This window comes from Stutzerimonas stutzeri SDM-LAC (assembly GCF_000235745.1).
In the GTDB taxonomy this organism is placed as follows: domain Bacteria; phylum Pseudomonadota; class Gammaproteobacteria; order Pseudomonadales; family Pseudomonadaceae; genus Stutzerimonas; species Stutzerimonas stutzeri_H.
Window position 1 is genome coordinate 43,244 of the sequence record NZ_AGSX01000108.1, and the last position, 7,287, is coordinate 50,530.

7 protein-coding genes are annotated in these 7,287 nt (G+C 61.0%); 2 read left to right on the forward strand and 5 right to left on the reverse strand.

Annotation, left to right across the window (positions count from 1 at the left end):
- Positions 1-34: 34 nt before the first annotated feature.
- Complete coding sequence (fadD2, locus tag PSTU_RS0111315) at positions 35-1,723, reverse strand: long-chain-fatty-acid--CoA ligase FadD2 (protein WP_019341139.1); 1,689 nt, start codon at positions 1,721-1,723, stop codon at positions 35-37.
- Positions 1,724-1,993: 270 nt separating this feature from the next.
- Between fadD2 and PSTU_RS0111320 the strand changes: the two genes are divergently transcribed.
- Positions 1,994-2,464, forward strand: coding sequence for a MaoC family dehydratase (locus PSTU_RS0111320; RefSeq protein ID WP_019341140.1), 471 nt, complete (start codon positions 1,994-1,996; stop codon positions 2,462-2,464).
- A gap of 288 nt (positions 2,465-2,752) precedes the next feature.
- On the opposite strand, the gene ccoM is transcribed toward PSTU_RS0111320, so the two are convergent.
- The 4 genes from ccoM to PSTU_RS0111340 all read right to left on the reverse strand — a co-directional run bounded on the left by ccoM (position 2,753) and on the right by PSTU_RS0111340 (position 4,170).
- Entirely contained in the window at positions 2,753-2,863 is a 111-nt protein-coding gene (gene ccoM, locus PSTU_RS22225; protein WP_019341141.1) for a cytochrome c oxidase subunit CcoM, read from the reverse strand.
- A gap of 224 nt (positions 2,864-3,087) precedes the next feature.
- A complete protein-coding gene (locus PSTU_RS21830) occupies positions 3,088-3,249 on the reverse strand; it encodes a hypothetical protein (RefSeq protein ID WP_019341142.1) in 162 nt (53 codons plus the stop codon).
- Positions 3,246-3,884, reverse strand: coding sequence for an alpha-ketoglutarate-dependent dioxygenase AlkB family protein (locus tag PSTU_RS0111335; protein ID WP_019341143.1), 639 nt, complete (start codon positions 3,882-3,884; stop codon positions 3,246-3,248). The genes PSTU_RS21830 and PSTU_RS0111335 overlap by 4 nt, the downstream gene beginning before the upstream one ends.
- On the reverse strand, positions 3,871-4,170 hold the full coding sequence (locus PSTU_RS0111340; protein WP_019341144.1) for a hypothetical protein: 300 nt from the start codon (positions 4,168-4,170) through the stop codon (positions 3,871-3,873). The genes PSTU_RS0111335 and PSTU_RS0111340 overlap by 14 nt, the downstream gene beginning before the upstream one ends.
- A 180-nt stretch (positions 4,171-4,350) precedes the next feature.
- On the opposite strand from PSTU_RS0111340, the gene rapA reads away from it, so the two are divergent.
- The gene (rapA, locus tag PSTU_RS0111345; protein ID WP_019341145.1) at positions 4,351-7,200 is read left to right on the forward strand and encodes an RNA polymerase-associated protein RapA; all 2,850 of its coding nucleotides are present in this window, start codon (positions 4,351-4,353) and stop codon (positions 7,198-7,200) included.
- Positions 7,201-7,287: the final 87 nt, after the last annotated feature.

The following is a 7,287-nucleotide window of genomic DNA, read 5'->3' on the forward strand; positions in this document are numbered from 1 at the left end:
GTCACTTCGAAGACAGCGGAAATGATCGCTCGATTCAAGCCTGTTCGCGCAACTCGCGCCGCAGAATCTTGCCCACCGGCGTCATCGGCAATGCATCGCGGAATACCACGTGGCGAGGGATCTTGTAGCCCGTGAAGTTCTCCCGGCAGTACGCCATCAGCTCTTCGACGGTCAGGCTGGGGTCGCTGCGCACGGCGAACAACTTAACGGCTTCACCTGACTTCTCGTCAGGCACGCCAATAGCTGCGCAGGCGGCCACCTTCGGATGCGCCATGACCACATCTTCGATTTCGTTGGGGTAGACGTTGAAGCCGGACACGATGATCAGGTCTTTCTTGCGATCGACGATACGCACGAAACCATCCGCATCGATTACAGCGATGTCGCCTGTCTTGAGCCAACCTTCCGCGTCCAACACCTCTTCAGTTGCTTCAGGACGCTGCCAGTAGCCCTTCATCACCTGAGGACCTTTGACGCAGAGCTCGCCGCGCTCACCAACCGGGAGCTCGCGGCCGTTATCGTCGATCACTTTCAGTGTCGTGCCCGGCACCGGCAGGCCGACGGTACCCAAGCGCGATCCTTCGCCATGCGGATTGGCGCAGACCACAGGTGAGGTTTCGGTCAAACCATAACCTTCGGTCACGGTGACGCCGGTAATGCTCTTCCAGCGCTCGGCCACCGCGGAAACCAGCGCCGTGCCGCCTGAGTTGGTGCCCTTGAGCGAGGCGAAGTTGATCTTCTTGAATTCGGGATGCGACATGAGCGCGACGAACAGCGTGTTCAGCCCAAGGAACGCGGTGAACTGCCACTTCTGCAGCTCATTGACGAAGCCGTCGATGTCGCGGGGGTTGGTGATCAACACGTTATGGTTGCCGGTCACCATCATGCACATGCAGTTAATTGTGAAGGCGTAGATGTGATAGAGCGGCAGCGGCGCGATCATGATCTCCTGGCCTTCCTTGATGATCGTCTGCCCGTGCTCGTCCAATTGCTGCATGTTGGCATGGACCTGCTGCATGTTGGCGACCAGATTGCCATGGGTCAGCATGGCGCCCTTGGCAACGCCAGTAGTCCCGCCGGTGTATTGCAGGACGGCAACCTCGTCCAATGTCAGTGGAACCGGCTTCAGGGCATGCCGCGCGCCATCACGCAGCACATGCTTGAACGACACGGACTGCGGCAGGCTGTACGCGGGCACCATCTTTTTCACATGCTTGACTGCGGCGTTGACCAGCAGCCCCTTGAGCGAAGGCAGCATGTCGCCGATACGCGCCTCGATGAGCACCTCGATATCTGTATCGGGCACAACTTCCTGCACCAGCTTGCCAAAGGTATTCAGATAGACCAATGCCCGCGCGCCGGAATCCTTGAATTGGTGGCGCATCTCCCGCGCGGTATACAGCGGGTTGGTGTTGACCACGATCAGTCCGGCACGCAGCGCGCCGAAGACAGCAACCGGGTATTGCAGCAGGTTGGGCATCTGCACCGCGATGCGATCGCCCTGTTGCAGGTCGGTGTGATTCTGCAGCCAACCCGCGAAAGCCGCCGAGTATCGTTCCAGGTCCGCATAGGTCAGCGTCACACCCATGTTGCTGAATGCGGGACGGTCTGCGTGAAGCTTGCAGGAGCGCTCAAATACTTCTACGACCGAGCGGAAGCCGCCCATGTCCAGGCCGTTGGGCACACCGGCGGGGCGTTTGTCATTCCAGAAGTCAGGTTGCATTGTTATTGGCCTCGATACCTGAGAGTGTCTGACCCACTCGCGGCGGGCTGTGGCGAACTTAGCAGTTCCGCTGTGCCGCGCAATAGCGAGGCGGGTGTAATCAGTGATGTGAATCTCCGGCTACTGCGACAGACAACCAGGCACGGGACAACCCCATCACAGATCTCTAGAATGCTGGCACTCGAGCGCCTTTTAGGGCGCGTCTTTTGCTACCTGCGGCGGACCCTATCGCGGCGGGGTCTGTCGTTATCCGCATTTAGAGGTCTATGCATGAGCACGCTGAGCAACACTCCCTACGCTGATCTGGAAATCGGCCAAAAGGCCACCTACAGCAAAACCGTGGAAGAACGTGACATCCAGCTGTTCGCCGCAATGTCGGGCGACCACAACCCGGTCCACCTGGACGCCGAATTCGCCGCCTCGACGATCTTCCGCGAGCGTATTGCCCATGGCATGTTCAGCGGCGCATTGATCAGCGCAGCCGTGGCCTGCGAGTTGCCGGGACCGGGCACTATTTACCTCGGCCAGACGATGCGCTTTGCCTTGCCGGTCAAGCTTGGCGACTCCCTGACCGTGCGCCTGGAAATCCTCGAGAAACTGCCCAAGTTTCGCGTCCGCATCGCCACTCAGGTGTTCAACCAGCGCGACGAGATGGTCGTTGACGGCGAGGCCGAAATTCTCGCCCCACGCAAGGCACAGACGGTCGAGATCAAAGCCTTGCCACCGGTCAGCATCGGCTGACACGCCGATGGTTCGGCACCTGCGGAACGATAATGGGGTCACGCTCAAGCGCGCCTGATTGGCGCCTTTTGCGCTTGATTGACCCCAGCGAGACGAGGTGCATCGGGCTGCCGGCGTTGCGGTTCGAGCGGCACGCTCGGCTGCCCAGCTGGGTCGCGAATGATATGGACGGCTTTTTCTGCCCCGCACAGTGCCCGCATAATCCGCCGCGGTTAACAAAAACGCAGGCAAAAAAAAGGGCGACCTAAGTCGCCCAAATGCCTTGCGTGCTCTGTACCACCAGCCGGATCAACGCTTCTTGTGCGCGTCCCGCCAGATGAAATATCCGAAACCTCCGAGGAAGGCGACCATAAGGCCGACCGTGACCACCCCTGCGAGCACCACATTATCGAGGAACATGATTCCCTACCTCCAAGCTGTCTCGCTGTCTGATGGCTGCATAGTTACCCGTCTCACCGATTAAAAAATTGACCGACATCAACCCCGCAAGACCTTTAGAAAAAGGCGCCGCGGGAGCTGATCCAGGTCAAGTAATTCGGGGTATGAAGGCGAGGTGCCTTAGCGAGACGACAACCTGCAGGCCATCGCGATGTGGCGGAGGGCGAAACGGTGCGAACGCGCTATCAGCGTTTTTTCGGATTGGTCTTGGGCTTCTTCTTCGGTTTGCTCAACGGCAACACCTGCTCGAAGGCCTGGCGCATCTCGACAAGGCGCTTTTCCTTGATGTCGTGGATGCGCTTTTCACGTTCTGCACTGAAGTCGATCAGCTTTTCGTCACTGCTCATAAGATGGGCTCGCGGATGATCTGGCGGAAAGTCAGGTTCAGGCGCGGTGCGCGAACCTTTCGAGTTCTGGCGATCTGGTGTTGCCAATAATGCTGCGTCAGGCCGCTCATGACCAGCAGCGATCCGTGCTCGAGCGAGATGGAGTGCGCAGTCCGGCTGGTTCCCTTGCGGCGAAAATCGAAACGCCGTGTTGCGCCCAGGCTGAGAGAAACCACCAGGGGTTGTTGGCCCAGCTCTGGCTCGTCATCGCTGTGCCAACCCATGGCGTCCCGCCCATCACGATAGAGATTGAGCAACACACCGTTTACGGGCTGGCCAACCTGCTGCTGCACCCGCTGGCGAATATTGGCCAGCAGTGGCGTCCAGGGAAGCGGTTCGTGAGTGAGACCTGAATACCGGTAGAGCGCGTCAGCATCGCCATACCAGGCAACCCGTCGCGGCACGGCGATGTTGCGGCCATAGAGTCGGATCTGCGGCTGGGACCATGGCGTCTGTGCTGAAAGCTGCGAAAGCCATTGATCAGCCAGGCCTGCATCGACCCATTGCGGGAAGTAGCGCAGATCCGCGTCTGGCAGCTCGATTACCTCCTCGATTACCTCGCAGCTGGCGGGTCCAGACGGATCAAACCTCGACATCCACCCATAACCCCTGACGCGGAAGCTCTTCAAGGGCGGCCTGATCCTCTTCGGCGGTCTCGCCCTCGGCCAGCTCCTGAGCGGTATAGCCACGACGACGCTGGCGCCTGCGTTGCTCATCGCGAAGCATCTGCTCGGCTTCCTGCGGGTGGCGACGATCGAGGCCCACCGAGCTCTCGTTGGCGCTCGGCTGAACGGGCGTCACCGGCGCGATATCAGGTCTCGGTTTGACCACGTCCTGTTGCGCGGTGACCTGGACTGTACCGGGTGGAATAACTGGCAGCATCTGTGCTCTCCAAAAGCTACGCCAAGATCAAGGGCCATTCGAGCAGCCCTGAACCAACCGAACGCTAAACCTGCTGTCGACTTTAACAGCAACGCTACACTGACTGGCGCGGTATCTATCGTCGCTCTATCGGTAGTGTTCCGTTAATATAGCGGGCTTTTTTACAGCGGGAGGCAGGGCATGGCGCAGCAGTATCTACCGGGGCAACGTTGGATCAGCGACAGCGAAGCGGAACTCGGTCTGGGAACCATCCTCATGCAAGATGGCCGCATGCTCACCGTGCTTTACCCCGCGACAGGCGAAACCCGCCAATACGCCGCACGCAGCGCCCCGCTGACCCGCGTGCGTTTTGTTCCGGGTGACGAAATCACCCACTTCGAAGGCTGGAAGATGACCGTGCGCGAAGTTGACGACGTCGACGGCCTGCTGGTCTATCACGGCCTGACCGCCCAGAGCGAAGCCCGCACGCTGCCGGAAACCCAGCTGTCGAATTTCATCCAGTTTCGCCTCGCCAGTGATCGTCTGTTCGCCGGGCAGATCGACCCGCTGAATTGGTTCAAGCTGCGTTATCACACCCTGGAAAACCAGAGCAAACAGCTCACCTCCTCGCTGTGGGGCCTGGGCGGTGTACGTGCGCAACCCATCGCGCACCAGTTGCATATCGCCCGTGAGGTCGCCGACCGCATCGCCCCACGCGTTTTGCTGGCAGACGAAGTGGGGCTCGGCAAAACCATCGAGGCCGGCCTGGTGATCCATCGCCAGCTGCTCTCGGGACGCGCCAAGCGCGTGCTGATTCTCGTCCCGGAAAACCTCCAGCACCAATGGCTGGTGGAGATGCGTCGCCGCTTCAACCTCCAAGTCGCGCTGTTCGATGACGAGCGTTTCATCGAGAGCGATGCCAGCAACCCATTCGAGGACACCCAGCTCGCACTGGTTTCGCTGGAATGGCTGAAAGATGACGAACGCGCCCAGGACGCCGCCTTCGCCGCCGGCTGGGATCTGCTGGTGGTGGACGAAGCGCATCACCTGGTCTGGCACCCGGAAAACGCCAGCGCCGAATACAAACTGGTCGAGCAACTGGCCGAAGTCACCCCCGGCGTCCTGCTGCTGACCGCAACGCCGGAACAGCTCGGCCAGGAAAGCCACTTCGCGCGCTTGCGCCTGCTAGACCCGAACCGTTTCCATGATCTCGAAGCCTTCCGCGCTGAGAGCGCCAGCTACCAGCCGGTTGCACGGGCTGTGCAGGAGCTGCTGGACGAGGGTCGCCTCTCTCAAGAAGCACACCAGACGATTCACGACTTCCTCGGCGCCGAAGGCGAAGCGCTACTCGCCGCGGCTACCGACGGCGACATCGAAGCCAGTAGCCGCCTGATTCGCGAGCTGCTCGACCGTCACGGCACCGGCCGCCTGTTGTTCCGCAACACTCGCGCCGCCGTGCGTGGTTTCCCAGAGCGCCAGCTGCATCCGTATCCGCTGCCCTGCCCCGCCGAGTATCTGGAACTGCCGTTGGGCGAGCATGCCGAGCTGTATCCGGAAGTCAGCTTCCAGAGCCAGCAGGAAGAACCGGATGCTCAGAACCGTTGGTGGAATTTCGATCCGCGCGTCGAGTGGCTGATCGACACGCTGAAGATGCTGAAGAAATTCAAGGTGCTGGTCATTTGCGCCCACGCCGAGACCGCGCTGGACCTGGAAGACGCCCTGCGCGTGCGCTCCGGTATTCCGGCCACGGTGTTCCACGAAGGCATGAGCATCCTCGAGCGCGACCGCGCCGCGGCCTACTTCGCCGACGAAGAATTTGGCGCGCAGGTGCTGATCTGTTCGGAAATTGGCAGCGAGGGCCGCAACTTCCAGTTCGCGCATCATCTGGTGCTGTTCGATCTGCCGTCGCACCCCGACCTGCTGGAGCAGCGTGTTGGCCGCCTCGACCGGATCGGTCAGGCCCACGTCATCCAGCTGCACGTGCCCTACCTGGAAACCAGCCCGCAGGAACGCCTGTTCATGTGGTACCACGAGGCGCTGAATGCCTTCCTCAACACCTGCCCCACCGGCAATGCCCTGCAGCATCAGTTCGGCCCGCGCCTGCTGAATCAGCTGGAAGAAGGCGACGACGACGAATTCCAGCAACTCATCGAAGAGGCACGCGCTGAGCGCGAACGACTGGAAGCCGACCTGCACGCCGGCCGTGACCGTCTGTTGGAACTCAATTCCGGCGGCGGAGAACAGGGCAAGGCACTGGTTGAGGCCATCGAAGAGCAAGACGACCAGTTCGCCCTGCCGATCTACATGGAAGAGCTGTTCGACGCCTTTGGCATCGACAGCGAAGACCATTCCGAGAACGCTCTAATCCTGCGCCCGAGTGAGAAGATGCTGGATGCCAGCTTCCCGCTCGGGGACGACGAAGCCGTGACCGTCACCTATGACCGTGAGCAGGCACTTGCTCGCGAAGACATGCAGTTCCTCACCTGGGAACACCCCATGGTTCAGGGCGGCATGGACCTGGTGCTGTCCGGCTCCATGGGCAACACCGCGGTGGCGCTGATCAAGAACAAGGCGCTCAAGCCCGGCACCGTCCTGCTTGAACTGCTCTATGTCAGCGAGGTGGTGGCGCCGCGTGCCCTGCAGCTCAACCGCTTCCTGCCACCCTTGGCGCTGCGTTGCCTGCTGGATTCGAACGGCAACGACCTGGCGCCCAAGGTGGCGTTCGAGACGCTCACCGATCAGCTGGAAAGCGTCCCGCGCGCCAGTGCGAACAAGTTCGTCCAGGCTCAGCGCGACGTGCTGGCCAAGCAGATCGCTGATGCCGAAGCCAAAGTCACCCCTCGCCATACCGAGCGGGTCGCCGAAGCGCAGCGCAAATTGAAGGCCAGCCTCGACGAAGAGCTGGCGCGCCTGACGGCGCTGCAGGCAGTCAACCCGAGCGTGCGCGACAGCGAGATCGAAGCCGTACGCAAGCAGCGCGAAGAAGGTCTGGCGATGCTGGAGAAGGCCGGTCTGCGCCTGGAGGCGATCCGCGTGCTGGTCGCCGGCTGACGTTTGATCGCAGTATGAAAGGCCGGCTACGAGTGATCGCAGCCGGCCTTTTTCATTTCATCTGGTGGACCCGCCTCGCCCGAGAGA